At 73.1% G+C, this 14433-nt stretch carries 13 protein-coding genes; 7 read left to right on the forward strand and 6 right to left on the reverse strand.

The genetic code is table 11. The features are described from left to right. Nucleotides 1-146: 146 nt before the first annotated feature. Nucleotides 147-428: an HPr family phosphocarrier protein gene (locus RWE79_RS29580; RefSeq protein WP_475943121.1), complete on the reverse strand. Its 282-nt coding sequence runs from the start codon at nucleotides 426-428 to the stop codon at nucleotides 147-149. A gap of 120 nt (nucleotides 429-548) precedes the next feature. On the opposite strand from RWE79_RS29580, the gene RWE79_RS29585 reads away from it, so the two are divergent. The 4 genes from RWE79_RS29585 to RWE79_RS29600 all read left to right on the forward strand — a co-directional run bounded on the left by RWE79_RS29585 (nucleotide 549) and on the right by RWE79_RS29600 (nucleotide 5955). Then, nucleotides 549-3257: a bifunctional acetate--CoA ligase family protein/GNAT family N-acetyltransferase gene (locus RWE79_RS29585; protein ID WP_475943122.1), complete on the forward strand. Its 2709-nt coding sequence runs from the start codon at nucleotides 549-551 to the stop codon at nucleotides 3255-3257. 198 nt (nucleotides 3258-3455) lie between these two features. Then, nucleotides 3456-4052 (forward strand): DUF5998 family protein, encoded by a 597-nt coding sequence (locus RWE79_RS29590; RefSeq protein WP_475943123.1) that lies wholly within the window; start codon nucleotides 3456-3458, stop codon nucleotides 4050-4052. After that, nucleotides 4052-5251, forward strand: coding sequence for an alkaline phosphatase family protein (locus tag RWE79_RS29595; protein ID WP_475943124.1), 1200 nt, complete (start codon nucleotides 4052-4054; stop codon nucleotides 5249-5251). Before RWE79_RS29590 ends, RWE79_RS29595 begins: the two co-directional genes overlap by 1 nt. A 56-nt stretch (nucleotides 5252-5307) precedes the next feature. Next, nucleotides 5308-5955, forward strand: coding sequence for a thymidine kinase (locus RWE79_RS29600; RefSeq protein ID WP_475943125.1), 648 nt, complete (start codon nucleotides 5308-5310; stop codon nucleotides 5953-5955). A 28-nt stretch (nucleotides 5956-5983) separates the two neighbouring features. Here RWE79_RS29600 and RWE79_RS29605 read toward each other — a convergent pair whose 3' ends face one another. Then, nucleotides 5984-6757: a VOC family protein gene (locus RWE79_RS29605; RefSeq protein ID WP_475943126.1), complete on the reverse strand. Its 774-nt coding sequence runs from the start codon at nucleotides 6755-6757 to the stop codon at nucleotides 5984-5986. Between the two features lie 221 nt (nucleotides 6758-6978). Between RWE79_RS29605 and RWE79_RS29610 the strand changes: the two genes are divergently transcribed. Further along, on the forward strand, nucleotides 6979-7809 hold the full coding sequence (locus RWE79_RS29610; RefSeq protein ID WP_475943127.1) for a sulfurtransferase: 831 nt from the start codon (nucleotides 6979-6981) through the stop codon (nucleotides 7807-7809). Nucleotides 7810-7841: 32 nt separating this feature from the next. Here the strand turns inward: RWE79_RS29610 and sepH are convergent, their stop codons facing one another. From sepH to RWE79_RS29625, 3 genes are all read right to left on the reverse strand, one after another. Then, nucleotides 7842-8921 (reverse strand): septation protein SepH, encoded by a 1080-nt coding sequence (gene sepH / locus RWE79_RS29615; protein ID WP_475943128.1) that lies wholly within the window; start codon nucleotides 8919-8921, stop codon nucleotides 7842-7844. A gap of 350 nt (nucleotides 8922-9271) precedes the next feature. Then, nucleotides 9272-10615, reverse strand: coding sequence for a D-arabinono-1,4-lactone oxidase (locus RWE79_RS29620; protein ID WP_475943129.1), 1344 nt, complete (start codon nucleotides 10613-10615; stop codon nucleotides 9272-9274). Beyond that, nucleotides 10551-11819 (reverse strand): MFS transporter, encoded by a 1269-nt coding sequence (locus tag RWE79_RS29625; protein WP_475943130.1) that lies wholly within the window; start codon nucleotides 11817-11819, stop codon nucleotides 10551-10553. Before RWE79_RS29625 ends, RWE79_RS29620 begins: the two co-directional genes overlap by 65 nt. A gap of 159 nt (nucleotides 11820-11978) precedes the next feature. Between RWE79_RS29625 and RWE79_RS29630 the strand changes: the two genes are divergently transcribed. Together RWE79_RS29630 and RWE79_RS29635 are read left to right on the forward strand one after the other, a co-directional pair. Beyond that, nucleotides 11979-13103: a ferrochelatase gene (locus tag RWE79_RS29630; RefSeq protein WP_475943131.1), complete on the forward strand. Its 1125-nt coding sequence runs from the start codon at nucleotides 11979-11981 to the stop codon at nucleotides 13101-13103. After that, nucleotides 13100-13903, forward strand: a complete 804-nt coding sequence (locus RWE79_RS29635) for an inositol monophosphatase family protein (RefSeq protein WP_475943132.1) — start codon at nucleotides 13100-13102, stop codon at nucleotides 13901-13903. Before RWE79_RS29630 ends, RWE79_RS29635 begins: the two co-directional genes overlap by 4 nt. A 75-nt stretch (nucleotides 13904-13978) precedes the next feature. Here RWE79_RS29635 and RWE79_RS29640 read toward each other — a convergent pair whose 3' ends face one another. Next, nucleotides 13979-14152, reverse strand: coding sequence for a hypothetical protein (locus tag RWE79_RS29640; protein WP_475943133.1), 174 nt, complete (start codon nucleotides 14150-14152; stop codon nucleotides 13979-13981). Nucleotides 14153-14433 lie beyond the last annotated feature (281 nt).

The raw sequence follows: 14433 nt of genomic DNA on the forward strand, positions 1-14433 counted from the left end.
CGGAGCTTGCCGGAGATATTCTGATGCGTAATTCCGCTGTGCCCTGCGCGGATTTCCGGGCCGAATGACGCCCGAAAGGCGAAGTGGCGGGGCTGCGAAATCCGGACGGATTTTCGCGGCCCCGCCACCATTCGCGGAAGGCCGGGTCAGACGGTCTCCGGCAGCTCGTCGAGCCCCTTGGTGACGAGCTCGGCCAGCTGGTCGAGCGCCGCCTCGGCGCCCTCGGCGTCGGAGGCCAGCACGATCTCCTCGCCGCCCTGCGCGCCGAGGCCGAGGACGGCCAGCATGGACGCGGCGTTGGCCGGGGTGCCGCCGGGCTTGGCGATCGTCACGGGCACGCCGAGGCCCGTCACCGAACGGACGAAGATCGAAGCGGGGCGTGCGTGCAGGCCCTCCGGCCAGCCGACGGTGACGTGGCGCTCAGCCATGGTGGTGTCCTCCGGGTCGTTCCAGGTTGTCTAGACCAGTCTCCCACGAGGCGCAGCCGCGCCGGAGACCGCTTCGTCATATCGTCGCACTGATCCGGTACGTCCCCTTACGCTTGGCCCATGACCACTCCGCCGCTCTCGCGGCCGTACCCGGTGCACTGGGAGGCGGACGTCGTGCTCCGCGACGGCGGCATCGCCCATGTGCGCCCGATCACCCCGGACGACGCGGAGCGGCTGGTCAGCTTCTACGAGCAGGTCTCCGACGAGTCCAAGTACTACCGATTCTTCGCCCCCTACCCCCGGCTGTCCGACCGCGACGTGCACCGCTTCACCCACCACGACTACGACGACCGGGTCGGCCTGGCCGCCACCGTCGGCGGTGAGTTCATCGCGACCGTCCGCTACGACCGTACGGAGGAGGGCCAGGCCGAGGTCGCCTTCCTGGTCCAGGACGCGCACCAGGGGCGGGGTGTGGCATCGGCCCTGATGGAGCATGTCGCGGCGGTGGCCCGGGAGCGGGGGATCCGCCGCTTCGTCGCCGAGGTGCTGCCCGCCAACCGCAAGATGATCAAGGTCTTCACGGACGCCGGCTACACCCAGCACCGCAGCTTCACCGACGGCGTCGTACGCCTCGAACTCGACCTGCAGCCCACCGACGCCTCGCTGGCCGTCATGCGGGCCCGTGAGCAGCGCGCCGAGGCCCGTTCCGTACAGCGGCTGCTGGCCCCCCAGTCCGTCGTCGTGATCGGCGCCGGCCGCCGCCCCGGCGGGGTCGGCCGCACCCTGCTGCGCAACATCGCCGCCGCCGGCTTCACGGGCCGGCTGCACGCCGTCAACCACTCCTTCCCCGACGACCAGGGCACCGTCGACGGCGCCCCCGCCTACCGCTCGATCACCGAGATCCCCGAGCCGGTCGACCTCGCCGTGATCGCCGTGCCCGCCGAACGGGTCCCCGAGGCCGTCGCCGACTGCGGCGAGCACGGCGTGCAGGGCCTGCTGGTGGTCACCTCCGGCTACGCCGAGTCCGGCAGCCTCGAAGGACGCGAACGGCAGCGCGCCCTCGTACGGCAGGCCCGCTCGTACGGCATGCGGGTGATCGGCCCCAACGCGCTGGGCATCCTCAACACCTCGCCCGTCGTACGGCTCAACGCCTCGCTCTCGCCCGAACTGCCCCCCACCGGGCGGCTCGGGCTGTTCACCCAGTCCGGGGCGATCGGCATCGCCGTGCTGAGCAGTCTGCACCGGCGCGGCGCCGGGCTGTCGTCCTTCGTCTCGGCGGGCAACCGCGCCGACGTCTCCGGCAACGACATCCTCCAGTACTGGCACGACGACCCGTCGACGGACGCCGTGCTGATGTACCTGGAGACCATCGGCAACCCGCGCAAGTTCAACCGCCTCGCCAAGCGCACCGCCGCCGCCAAGCCGGTGGTCGTGGTCAAGGGCGCCCTGCACTCCGGCGCCGTGCCGCCCGGCCAGCTGGTCGCGCCGGCCCGGATCCCCGACAGCACGGTCTCCGCGCTCTTCCGGCAGGCCGGCGTCATCCGCGTCGACACCGTCACCGAACTGGCCGACGTCGGTCTGCTGCTGTCCTCCCAGCCCCTTCCGGCCGGCGACCGGATCGCCATCATCGGCAACTCCGAGTCCCTCGCCCTGCTGACGTACGACGCCTGCCTGACCGCCGGGCTGGCCCCCGCCGCCCCGGCCGACCTGACCACCGCCGCGACGCCCGGGCACTTCCACGACGCCCTCGCCGCCGCCCTGGAGGACCCGGACCGCGACGCCGTCGTCATCACCGCCATCCCCCGGGTCGGCTCCGAGGACAGCCCCGACCCGGAGTCCGGCGACGACCCGGCACTCGCCGAGGCACTGCGCAGGGCGGTCGTCGACACCACCAAGCCGGTGGCCGTGGTCCACCTCGCCCTGGACGGCATGGCCAAGCGCCTGGCCGCACCCGGCGCGGGCGCGCGCATCCCCGCCTTTCCCTCCGCCGAACGGGCCGCCCGGGCCCTGGCCGAGGCGGCCGCCTACGCCAAGTGGCGCCGGGACTCCGCGCAGCCCGGCAGGGTGCCCGACTTCGAGGACACCGAGGAGGGCGCCGCCCGGCAGGACGTCGCCCGGCTCCTCTCCGGCACCGGCGAGGAGGCCATCACCCTGGACGACACGGCCGCAGCGGCTCTGCTCGCGCGCTACGGCATCGTCGTACGTACCGCCCTGCCCGCCCCCGACATCGACGCCGCCTGCGATGCCGCCGTCCGGCTCGGCTACCCCGTCGCCCTGAAGACCACCGCCCCCCACCTGCGGCACCGGGCCGACCTGGGCGGCGTACGTCTCGACCTCGCCGACGAGGACGACCTGCGGCGGTCCTACGACGAGCTCACCGCCCGCCTGGGCAAGCCCGAGGAACTGCGGCCGGTCGTCCAGCCGATGGCGCCGCGCGGCGTCGACACCGTCGTACGTGCCACCGTCGACCCGGCCGCCGGAGCGGTGCTGTCCTTCGGGCTCGCCGGGGCCCCGTCCGAGCTGCTCGGCGACATGGCCCACCGGCTCGTCCCCGCCACCGACCGGGACGCGGCCGAGCTGGTCCGCTCCATCAAGGCGGCGCCGCTGCTCTTCGGCTGGCGCGGCTCCGAGCCGGTGGACACCGCCGCCCTCGAACAGCTCCTGCTCCGGGTCTCCCTTCTCGCCGACGACCTCCCCGAGGTCGTGTCGGTGGACCTCGAACCGGTGGTCGTCGCCCCGCGGGGGCTCACGGTGCTCGGCGCGACCGTGCGGCTGGCGCGGCCGCCCGCCCGTACGGACCTGGGGCCGCGGGCCCTGTCTTCGTTCTGACCGGAGTGCTGACCGGAGTGCTGACCGGAGTGCTGACCGGCGTTCCGACCGGCGTTCCGACCGGCGTTCCGACGGGGGTCCCGACCGGCGTCCCGGCCCCGGGTCCCGGCCCGGGCTTGGGGAGAACGTTCCGCACGGCGGAAGGGGCCGGGTCCGGGGCGGAGCCCCCATGCCGCGCGCCGCACTAGGATGGTGCGCATGGCGAAGACCGGTACGACGACCCAGGGGCTGCGCGCGGCGATCGAGCGCAGCGGCTACTACCCGGCCCTCGTGGCCGAGGCCGTGGAGGCCGCGGTCGGAGGGGAGCCGGTCGCGTCGTACCTGGTGCACCAGGAGACCACGTTCGACGCCAACGAGGTCCGCCGCCATGTCACCGTCCTGGTACTGACCTCGACGCGCTTCATCGTGAGCCACACCGACGAGCAGGCCGCCGACGACACCTCCCCGTCGCCGTACGCCACCACCTCCACCGAGTCGGTCAAGCTCGCCCGGATCTCCTCGGTCGTGCTGAGCCGTGTCGTGGCCAACCCCGAGTCGTACACGCCGGGCACGCTGCCCCGCGAGGTCGTGCTGACCATCGGCTGGGGCGCCGTCAGCCGCCTCGACCTGGAGCCCGCGGCCTGCGGCGACCCGAACTGCGAGGCGGACCACGGCTACACCGGCTCCTCCACCGCGGACGACCTCAGCCTGCGGGTCAGCGAGGCCGGCGACGGCCCGGAGACCGTCCGGCAGGCCCTGGCCTTCGCGCAGGCGCTGTCCGAGGCGACCGCGGCGACCCCCGCGTCCGCCGGCTGATGGTCCAGCACGTACCGGCCTACGATCCCGCGCCGCTCGACCCCCGTACCGCCCCCGCCCCGCGCTACGGCAGCGCGTCCCTCAGCGACCTGCTGCCCGCCGTCAGCGCCGGGTTCGGCCTGACCGCCGCGCCGCCGACCGGGCTCGGCCTGGCCCCCGCCGACCGGGTGTGCGTGTTCCTGGTCGACGGCATGGGCTGGGAACTGCTGCGCGCGCACCCGGACGAGGCGCCGTTCCTCAACTCCCTGCTCGGCAGCTCGCTGGGCGCCACCGGGCAGCCGCTCACCGCGGGCTTCCCGTCCACCACCGCGACCTCGCTCGCCTCGGTGGGCACCGGCCTGCCGCCCGGCGCGCACGGGTTGGCCGGCTACACCGTGCGCGACCCGGCGAGCGGCGCCCTGATGAACCAGCTGCGCTGGCAGCCGTGGACGGACCCGTACGCCTGGCAGCCGCACCCGACCGTCTTCCAACTCGCCGACGCCGCCGGGATCGAGACCTGCCAGGTCACCTCCCCGGCCTTCCAGAACACCCCGCTCACCAGGATCGCGCTCAGCGGCGGCACCTTCCACGGCCGCCTCACCGGGGACGAGCGGATGGACCTGGCCGCCGACCGGCTCGGCGCCGCCGACCGCACGCTGGTCTACACGTACTACAGCGAACTCGACGCCATGGGCCACCGGCACGGCGTCGACTCCGACGCCTGGCGCGGCCAGCTGATGATGGCCGACCGGCTCGCGCAGCGCCTCGCCGAGCAGCTGCCGCCGCGCTCGGTGCTGTACGTCACCGCCGACCACGGCATGATCGACATCCCCTTCGACCCCGAGTCTCGGATCGACTTCGACGAGGACTGGGAGCTCGGCGCCGGTGTCGCCCTCCTGGGCGGCGAGGCCCGCGCCCGCCATGTCTACGCGGTACCGGGCGCCGCCGCCGACGTGTACACCGTCTGGAGCGAGGTGCTCGGCGAGCAGATGTGGGTCGCCACCCGCGACGAGGCGATCGCGGCCGGCTGGTTCGGCCGGCCCGGCGACGGCGTCGCCGACCGGGTCCGGGACCGTATCGGCGACGTGGTCGCCGTCGCCCGTGACGACATCGCGATCGTCGCCACCCGCACCGAACCGGGGGAGTCCTCCATGGTCGGCCTGCACGGCTCGATGGCCCCCGGGGAGCAGCTCGTGCCCCTGCTCGAAGTACGCTCCTGAGACCCACCGACCCCTGCCGACCCGACTCCCGCTGTCCGAAAGGCCGCCGCCCCCTCATGCCCGAGCTCGTGTTCTTCTCCGGAACCATGGACTGCGGAAAGAGCACCCTCGCTCTGCAGATCGAGCACAACCGCTCGGCCCGCGACCTCCAGGGAATGATCTTCACCCGCAACGACCGGGCCGGTGAGGGCGTCCTGTCCTCCCGCCTGGGCCTGGAGACCCGGGCCGTCGAGGCCACCGGCGACTTCGACTTCTACGCCTACCTCGTCGCGCACCTGTCCGGCGGCGCCCGGGCCGACTACGTCCTCGTCGACGAGGCCCAGTTCTTCGCCCCCGCGCAGATCGACCAGCTGGCCCGCATCGTCGACGACCTCCGCCTGGACGTCTTCGCCTTCGGCATCACCACCGACTTCCGCACCGAACTCTTCCCCGGCTCGCGGCGCCTGGTGGAGATGGCCGACCGTATCGAGGTCCTCCAGGTCGAGGCCCTGTGCTGGTGCGGCGCCCGCGCCACCCACAACGCCCGCACGGTGGGCGGGGTGATGGTCGTCGAGGGCCGGCAGGTCGTCGTCGGCGACGTCAACGGCCAGAGCGGCGAGGTCGGTTACGAGGTGCTGTGCCGCCGGCACCACATTCGCCGGATGACCGCGGAGACGGCCGGCGCCGGCGCGCTCTCCCCGGACGTGCTGCCGGTCGGCCAGTGAGCCGCGCCACCGCCCGCCGACGGAGCCGTCAACGGGGGGTGTGGATCACGGTGAAGACCGCGCCCTCCGGATCGGCCACCGTGGCCAGCCGCCCGTACGCCGAGTCGTGCGGCGCCCGCAGCACCCGGCCGCCCAGCTCCACGGCCCGCCGGGCCGCCGCGTCGGTGTCGGCCACCGCGAAGTAGGCCATCCAGTGCGCACCGCGATCACGCGGCAGCGCCTGGCCCACACCGTGGATCCCGGCCACCGGCTGCCCCTCCAGACGCAGGGTCAGATAGTCGAGGTCGGCCGACACCACGGCCTCGGACTCGAAGCAGAACACCGCGGTGTAGAACTTCCCCACCATCGAGGACTCCCGGGTCACCAGCTCGTTCCAGGCCATCGAGCCCGGCTCGCCCAGTACCTCCGCGCCGGTGTAGCGCAGCGGCTGCCAGATCCCGAACACGGCGCCCAGCGGATCCGAGGCGATCGCCATCCGGCCGGCGTCCGAGGCGTCCAGCGGCCCGACCCCCACCGTGCCGCCGTAGTCCCTGATCCGCTCGGCGGTGGAGTCCGCGTCCGCGGTGCCGAAGTAGGTCGTCCAGGCGATCGGCATGTGGCGGTCCCGGGGCAGCTCGCCGATCCCGGCCACCGCACGGCCGTTCAGCGTGGCCCGTACGTACGGCCCGAAGGGTTGTGGCGTGGACTCGAATTCCCAGCCGAACAACTGGCTGTAGAAGTCCTGGATCGCCTCCAGGCCGTGGACCAGCAGACTGACCCAGCACGGTGCGCCCTGGGGGCGACGGGGCGGTACCTCGGTCATCGGTTCTCTCCCGGGGAGCAGCGCTCATGGCTGTGAGGTGTGTGGAGGAGGTGCCAGACTCGATGGTTCCACCACCGGGCGCCAGGTGCGCCCCGGCCGCGCCGCAAGGAACGGCTTCCCCCGGGAGAATGCCCGTTTTGATGTTTCGGGTCCGTTTCGTGATCGCGGTCGGACACGCACAATGCGCAGAAGGCTGTGGTCGGGGCGACCACAATGGGCGTATGCAGCCCATCATCACCGTGGCCGAACTGGCGCGCGAACTCCCCGATGTCGTCCTGCTGGACGTCCGTTACCGACTCGGCGGCCCGCCCGGCCGACCGGAGTACGAGGCCGGCCACATCCCCGGCGCGGTCTATGTGGACCTGGAGTCCGAACTCGCGGGCCCGCCAGGCCCGGACGGCAGGCATCCGCTCCCCGGTCCCGATGTCCTGACCGCCGCGATGCGCCGCGCGGGGGTCGGCGCCGGGCGCGAGGTCGTCACCTACGACGGCGGCCCCGGCTGGGCCGCGGCCCGCGCCTGGTGGCTGCTGCGCTGGGCCGGTCACGAACGCGTCCGGGTCCTGGACGGCGGTCTCCCCGCCTGGCTCGCCGCCGGCCACGACCTGGCCAAAGACAGCCCGGAGCCGGTCCCCGGCGACTTCACCGCGGCCCCGGGCGGGCTGCCGCTGCTGTCGGCGGACGACGCCGCCGCGCTGGCCCGGCGTGGTGTCCTGCTCGACGCGCGCGCCGGTGAGCGCTACCGCGGGGAGGTCGAGCCCATCGATCCTGTCGCGGGCCACATCCCCGGCGCGCTCAGTGCGCCCACCACGGACAACCTCGACCCCGACGGCCGTTTCCTCCCGCCCGGGGCGCTCGCCCGGCGCTTCGCGGACCTGGGTGTCGCGGCCGGTTCCGAGGTCGGGGTCTACTGCGGCTCCGGCGTCTCGGCCGCGCAGCAGATCCTCGCCCTGGCGGTGGCGGGCATCCCGGACGCGGCGCTTTACGTAGGCTCCTGGAGTGCCTGGTCCGCCGACCCGGCCCGGCCGGTGGCCACCGGCGAACACCCCGGCTGAGCCCGAGCGGGCCCAGGGGGTGTCGCCGCGCGTTACTCCTGTTTCTTGCGGCGGGAGCCGAAGACGATCTCGTCCCAGCTGGGCACCGTGGCCCTGCGGCCGGGGCGGACACCGTCCGCCTCGGCCTGGCGGTCCGTGGTGCCGACCAGCCGGTCGCGATGGCCGGCGACGGCCCGGGGCATGAGGACGTCGGCGTAGGCGGAACCGGCTCCCGCGCTGGCCGCCGGCGCGGCCGGGGCCTCCTCGGCGGCTTCGTCGTCGTCGGCGGGCTCGGTGACCGGCACCGCGTCCGGCACGGAGCCGGGGACCGGGGCGGGGGCCGGGACGACCATGTCGCCACGGAAGCTCGGCACGGCCTCCAGCAGGCTGGTGAGCGAGTCGCGCTCGTCCTCGGCCGCCGCCGGGGGCCCCGCGTCGAGCTGACGGTCCAGCGCGCGGTCCAGCGGCCGGTCGCGCGGCAGCCGCGCGATCCGGGGCACGAACGGGAAGCTCGGCTCCTTGGTGTCCGGCGCGGTCTCGCCGATCAGCGCGCGGGCCTCGTCGTCGACGGCCTGCACGAGGCGGCGCGGCGGGTCGTACGTCCAGCTCGCCGAGTGCGGCTCACCGGCGACCCGGTAGACCAGGAGCACTTCCCAGGTGCCGTCGTCACGCCGCCAGGAGTCCCACAGGACGGTGTCCTTCTCGGCGCCGCGCAGCAGCAGGCGCTCCGCCACCGCCTCACCGAGCTGCGGCCCGGTGCTCTCGCCCTGGCGCCGCACGGGTGTCTTGCGGGCCCGCTCGGCCATGAAGGCGCGCTCGGCGAGCACCGGCCCCTCGAAGCGGCGGACCCGCTCCACGGGGATGCCGGCCATCTGGGCGACCTCCTCGGCGGAGGCACCGGCTCGTATCCGCGCCTGGATGTCACGGGGCCGCAGATGACTCTCGACCTCGATCTCGATCTGCCCCAGGCGCGCACGGTCGTTGCGCACGGCGGCCCGCAGCCGCTCGTCGATGGGCAGCGTGTATTCCGTGCTGTCGGCAGCCTTGAGCACCAGACGTGTGCCGTCGTTGCTGACGGCCACGACACGCAGTTCGGGCACGGTTACCTCCCGGGTGGTGCCTGCCGACGTCACGTGCGTCGCTGCTCCCGATGGACGAGTCTGAACCTGCCCGGGTGCAGCCTGCCACAACCTTGCTGAGTTTTCCGGCGTGTCGGGCATGTGCCGTGACTCGCCGTTATGGCACGGTTACCTTTTGCAACTCTGCGTGACCAACCGAATCACCCAGTGTTACGAGCGCCGACTGAGGTCCCCTCGGACTGCCCGGGCGACCGGGGGGTTCCCGGAGCCAGGATTTGTCACAGTACTCCATTTGGGCCACGTGGGTGGGGTGCCGCGCCGCCGAACTTCTCCCGTTCCGGGGGAGTTGACCCGCGATCTTCACAGGTCCCCCGGAAGCGGGGCGACGTGACACCCCGACCGCGCTATTCGCCCAGTACGCGCCGCAGGTAGTCGTTGGCGAACAGCCGCTGCGGATCGAGCCGGTCGCGCAGCGCCGTGAACTCGCCGAAGCGCGGGTAGACCTTCGCGAGGTAGGCCGCGTCACGGGTGTGGATCTTCCCCCAGTGCGGGCGTCCCTGATGCGCGGTCATGATCCTCTCGACGTCCGTGAAGTACTCCTGATGGCGCGTGCCCCGGTACATGTGCACGGCGACGTAGGCGGTGTCCCGGGCCGAGGCCGTCGACAGCGCGATGTCGTCCGCCGGGGCGGTCCGCACCTCGACCGGGAAGCTGATCCGGAAGTCGGAGGCCTCCACCATCGCCTTGAGTTCGCGCAGCACGGTCACCGCGGCCCCCCTCGGCACCGCGTACTCCATCTCCACGAAGCGGACCCGGCGCGGGTGCGTGAAGACCTTGTACGGGATGTCGGTGTACGTACGCGCGGACAGCGCGCGGCTGCTGATCTGCGCGATCCCGGGGATGGCCGACGGCACCGCGCGGCCGACCGTGCAGGCCGCCTGGAAGACCCCGTTGGACAGCAACTCGTCGTCGATCCAGCCCCGTACGGCGGGGACCGGCGCGGCCGGGCCCTGACTGCGGTTGTTGCGCTTGGTGTTGCAGCTGTCGGTGTGCGGGAACCAGTAGAACTCGAAGTGCTCGTTCTCGGCCGCGAGCCGGTCGAACTCGCCGACGACCCGGTCGAAGGGCATCGGCTCCTCGCGGGCGTTCAGCAGGAACAGCGGCTCGACGGCGAAGGTGAGCGCGCTGATCACGCCCAGCGCGCCGATGCCGACCCGGGCCGCGGCGAAGACGTCGGGATGCTCCGTGGCCGAGCAGGTGAGCACCGAGCCGTCGGCCAGGACCAGTTCGAGTTCCTTGATCTGGGCGGCGATCGAGCCCGAGTCACGGCCGGTGCCGTGCGTTCCGGTGCTCGTGGCGCCGGCCACGGTCTGCTCCATGATGTCGCCCATATTGGTGAGCGACAGGCCCTCGGCGGCCAGTACGGCGTTCAGTTGCTTGAGCGGGACGCCGGCCTCCACCGTGATCGTCCCCGCCTCGCGGTCGATCCCCCGTATCGCGCTGAGCCGCTCCGGGCGGATCAGCACGCCGCCGGTGGCGGCGGCCGCGGTGAAGGAGTGCCCGGTCCCCACCGCCTTGGCGGTCAGCCCGTCCGCGGCGGCCTTGCGGACCTCCGCGGCCAGCTCGTCCACCGAGGCCGGGGAGACGGTCCGCCGCGGCCGGGCGACGACGTTGCCCGCCCAGTTACGCCACGCGGCCTCCCCGGCGGTCCCGCTCCTCGTGCTCCTCGTGCTCTGGGTACTGCTCATCACTGCGAGGCCCTTCCAGCTCCGGCGCCGGCCGCAGCCGGCGGTACCCCAGGAAGGCCACCACCGCGGCGAGCGCCGCTGCGGAGGCCGGTACCGCGAACGCCGCCCGGGCACCGGACGCGTCGGTGACCCAGCCGGCCAGCGAGGCGCCCAGCGCCACACCCACCGACAGTCCCGTGGTCACCCACGTCATGCCCTCGGTGAGTTTCGCGCGCGGTACCAACTGCTCGACCAGGCCCATGGCGGTGACCATCGTCGGTGCGATGGACAGGCCCGAGACGAACAGCGCCACGGCCAGGAACCACAAGTTTCCGACCAGTAGTGGCGGGATCATACTCACCGCCATGGCCGCTACGCCCAGCAGGAACCTGTGAGATGGCGGACGTTTGGGACGGAGCAGCCCGAAGATCAGTCCGGCCGCGCACGATCCGGCCGCGTACGTCGCCAGCACCAGGCTCGCGGCGGCCTTGAGCCCCAGCCCGTCGGCGAACGCCACCGTGGCGACGTCCACCGCGCCGAAGACCGCCCCGGTCGCCACGAAGGTCGCCACCAGCACCCGCAGACCCCGGGAGTCCAGCGCGGAACCGCCGCCGTCGCGCTCGCGCGGATGCGGGGGCGGCTCGGTGGAGCGCTGGGCGGTGAGCAGATACGTACCGGCGGCCAGGAAGACCGCGGCGAGCAGCGGCCCGGCCTCGGGGAACCAGACGGTGCACAGCCCGATGGACAGGATCGGGCCGAGCATGAAGCACACCTCGTCCACGACCGATTCGAGGGCGTACGCGGTGTGCAGCAGCTCCGGGGAGCCGCCGTGGATTAGCGCCCAGCGGGCCCGCACACTCGCCCCCAGGCTCGGGGCCGTCCCCGCGGCGACCGTGCACACGTACAGCGTCCAGTCCGGCGCCCCGGTCCGTACGCACACCAGCAGCGCCGCGACGGCGGCCACCGTGACCGCCGCCGCCGGGCGCAGCACGCGCCGCTGGCCGTGGCGGTCGACCAGACGGGAGACCTGCACGCCCAGCGGCGAGCCGGCCAGCGCGAGCGTCGCGGCCAGCGCCCCGGCGAGACCGTAGCGGCCGGTGACCTGGGAGATCATCGTCACGATGCCGATGCCCAGCATCGACAGCGGCATCCGTCCGACGAATCCGGCGGCGGAGAAGCCCTTCGTGCCGGGGGTCGCGAAGATCGCGCGATAGGGGCTGGGCAAGGGATCTCCACGGCATCGTCGCCGAAGGGCGGTAAGGAATGTAGCTGGCACATACAGCTTACGAAGCGCGGCAAGCGCTTTTCCCGCCCGGGTGCGGCCGGGGGCCGACACGCAAGGGTCACCGCCCGGCCGTCACCGCCGGGTGGCAGGATCGAGGACATGTCCGATCACCACGCAGCCGGTCCCTACGACGCCCTGCTCCTGCTGTCCTTCGGCGGCCCCGAAGGGCCCGACGACGTCGTGCCGTTCCTGGAGAACGTCACACGCGGCCGAGGCATCCCGCGGGAGCGACTGAAGGAGGTGGGGCAGCACTACTTCCTCTTCGGCGGCGTCAGCCCGATCAACGCGCAGAACCGCGAACTGCTCGACGCGCTGCGCAAGGACTTCTCCGAGCACGGCCTCGACCTGCCCGTCTACTGGGGCAACCGCAACTGGGCGCCCCTGGTGACCGACACCCTGCGGCAGATGACCGACGACGGCCACCGCCGCGTCCTCGTCCTCGCCACCAGTGCCTACGCCTCCTACTCCGGCTGCCGCCAGTACCGCGAGAACCTCGCCGACTCCCTCGCCGCACTGGAGGCCGAAGGCCGCCCCGTGCCGCGGGTGGACAAGCTGCGGCACTACTTCAACCACCCCGGCTTCGTGCGGCCGATGACGGACGCGGTGCTCACCGCGCTCGCCGCGCTGCCGGAGGGCGTACGGGACGGCGCGCGTCTCGCCTTCACCACCCACTCCGTCCCGACCGCGTCCGCCGACACCTCGGGCCCGCCGGAGCTGCACACGGACAACGGCGAGGGCGGCGCCTATGTCGCCCAGCACCTGGACACCGCCCGGGTGATCGCCGACGCCGTGCGCGAGGCCACCGGCGTCGACCACCCCTGGAAGCTGGTCTACCAGTCGCGCAGCGGCGCCCCCCACATCCCCTGGCTGGAGCCCGACATCTGCGACCACCTCGAGGAGCTGCACGCCGACGGCGCCCCGGCCGCCGTCATGGTGCCGATCGGCTTCGTCTCCGACCACATGGAGGTCAAGTACGACCTCGACACCGAGGCCGCCGCCAAGGCGGCCGAACTCGGCCTGCCGGTCGCCCGCGCCGCCACCGTCGGGGCCGATCCGCGGTTCGCGGCGGCCGTACGGGAACTGGTGCTGGAACGCGCCGCCGTCGAACAGGGGCTGGAGACCCGGCGCTGCGCACTGGGCTCGCTGGGCCCGAGCCACGACGTCTGCCCGGCCGGCTGCTGCCCCGCGCGCAGCCCGCGCCCCGCCGCGGCAGGTGCCGAATGATCACCACCGAGCTGACCGGCGAACTCCTGGCCATCGCCCTGGAGGCGGCCCGCCGGGCGGGCGCGCTGCTGCGCGACGGCAGACCCGCGGACCTGGGCGTCGCCGCGACCAAGAGCAGTCCGATCGACGTCGTCACCGAGATGGACATCGCCGCCGAGAAGCTGATCACCGGCTACATCCTCGGCCGCCGGCCGGACGACGGCCTGCTGGGCGAGGAGGGCGCCAGCGTCGAGGGCGTCAGCGGGGTGCGCTGGATCGTCGACCCGCTGGACGGCACCGTCAACTACCTCTACGGCCTGCCGTCGTGGTCCGTCAGCATCGCCGCCGAGGTCGACGGCGAGACCGTGGCCGGCGTCGTCGAGGCCCCGATGCGCGGCGAGACCTACCGGGCCGTGCTCGGCGGGGGTGCCCATGTCAACGCCGACCGGGCCCGGGTCCGCCCCGCGCCCGCCTTCGAGCAGGCCCTGGTCGGCACCGGATTCGGGTACCTCACCGACCGCCGCGCCGCCCAGGCCGAGATCGTCCGCGTCCTGCTGCCGAAGGTCCGCGACATCCGGCGGGCCGGCTCGGCCGCGATCGACCTGTGCGACGTGGGCTGCGGCCGGCTGGACGCGTACTACGAACGCGGGCTCAACCCGTGGGACTTCGCGGCCGGCGCGCTCTTCGCCCGTGAGGCCGGCGCCCTGACCGGCGGCCGCCCGGGCGACCCGCCCTCCGGCCGCCTCACCGTCGCCGCCCCGACCGGCCTCTTCGAGCCGCTCCAGCGCCTCCTGGACGACCTCGGCGCCTGGCACGACTGATCTACGGGCGTAGACGCGGGCACACGAACGCCCCGGCACCAGAAGGTGTCCGGGGCGGGTGGCCGGGGTGCTCCGTCAGGCGATCTTCGGAAGCACCTCGACGCCGTGCTCGGCGGCAAGGCGGCGCAGATCCTCGAGCTCGGCCTGCTCGACCTCGGCCAGGAAGTCGTCCCCCGACTCCCGGGCGAAGTGCAGGTCGGACTCAGTGCTGTGTATGCGCTGCAGGATTCCGGTGGTGAACGCGTCCATATGGCGCCCCCTCGTCGTCGTGGGTGACACAGGGTGTGTCCGAGGTGATGAAACTGTGGGGTGGTCCGTACCCCTCGGATCACGCGGCTCAGGCAGCGGCTCTGCCAAGAGACGATGACGGGACGCCTCAGGAGAGGCGCGATCGGGGGTTGCAGTCGTCCTCCCCAAGCCGGCCGGAGGGGAAACCTCAACCCGGCGAGAACTTCGGAGGAATCTCCTCCGCCTGCCCCTTACCGCTGTTTTACGGGGGTCCGGTGCAGGATGGAGGGACATTCAGCCTG

Source organism: Streptomyces sp. RLA131, assembly GCF_056270125.1.

Excerpts from the sequence above, each read along its gene's own strand:
- RWE79_RS29600 (WP_475943125.1), top strand. The coding sequence starts at position 5,308 with ATGCCCGAGCTCGTGTTCTTCTCCGGAACCATGGACTGCGGAAAGAGC.
- RWE79_RS29595 (WP_475943124.1), top strand. The coding sequence starts at position 4,052 with ATGGTCCAGCACGTACCGGCCTACGATCCCGCGCCGCTCGACCCCCGT.
- RWE79_RS29585 (WP_475943122.1), top strand. The coding sequence starts at position 549 with ATGACCACTCCGCCGCTCTCGCGGCCGTACCCGGTGCACTGGGAGGCG.
- RWE79_RS29630 (WP_475943131.1), top strand. The coding sequence starts at position 11,979 with ATGTCCGATCACCACGCAGCCGGTCCCTACGACGCCCTGCTCCTGCTG.
- RWE79_RS29620 (WP_475943129.1), bottom strand. The coding sequence starts at position 10,615 with ATGAGCAGTACCCAGAGCACGAGGAGCACGAGGAGCGGGACCGCCGGG.
- RWE79_RS29610 (WP_475943127.1), top strand. The coding sequence starts at position 6,979 with ATGCAGCCCATCATCACCGTGGCCGAACTGGCGCGCGAACTCCCCGAT.
- RWE79_RS29590 (WP_475943123.1), top strand. The coding sequence starts at position 3,456 with ATGGCGAAGACCGGTACGACGACCCAGGGGCTGCGCGCGGCGATCGAG.
- RWE79_RS29640 (WP_475943133.1), bottom strand. The coding sequence starts at position 14,152 with ATGGACGCGTTCACCACCGGAATCCTGCAGCGCATACACAGCACTGAG.
- RWE79_RS29580 (WP_475943121.1), bottom strand. The coding sequence starts at position 428 with ATGGCTGAGCGCCACGTCACCGTCGGCTGGCCGGAGGGCCTGCACGCA.
- RWE79_RS29635 (WP_475943132.1), top strand. The coding sequence starts at position 13,100 with ATGATCACCACCGAGCTGACCGGCGAACTCCTGGCCATCGCCCTGGAG.
- RWE79_RS29605 (WP_475943126.1), bottom strand. The coding sequence starts at position 6,757 with ATGACCGAGGTACCGCCCCGTCGCCCCCAGGGCGCACCGTGCTGGGTC.